The 328-nt window shown below is 41.5% G+C and carries 1 pseudogene; it reads left to right on the top strand.

The annotated features are described in order from the left end of the window. Positions 1 to 328: pseudogene (locus AB4496_RS17250) on the top strand (methyl-accepting chemotaxis protein); the annotation flags it as partial.

Below are 328 nucleotides of genomic sequence, written 5' to 3'. Positions count from 1 at the left end.
CTCTATCAGTACAGTGGAAAATAACCCTCTTAGCAGGTTGTTGTTTAATCATTACGTCACTGTCTCTCATTGGTTTCTCGATCTACAACGCGACGAGCAATCAACAGGTCATAAAATCTCAAAGCTCAGAATCGGTGATTAACAAAACTCAACAGTTGTTGGCATCCGTTTCTCAGCTTAATGCTCAGGAAACTCAACGTTATGTCGATGAAGCTATTTATCGAGCAGAAATGTTGGCTTCTAGTGCTCAGTTTCTAAAGAACAACGCAGACGAAAACTTTACCCCAAGTGAAGAGCTTCGTACTGCGTTAGATGAAATGGTTCGTCG

The organism is Vibrio sp. 10N.222.46.A1, from assembly GCF_041473595.1.
Classification (GTDB): domain Bacteria; phylum Pseudomonadota; class Gammaproteobacteria; order Enterobacterales; family Vibrionaceae; genus Vibrio; species Vibrio tasmaniensis_A.
Note: the sequence above shows the minus strand (reverse complement) of the source record. Positions and strands in the feature narration are given on the sequence as shown.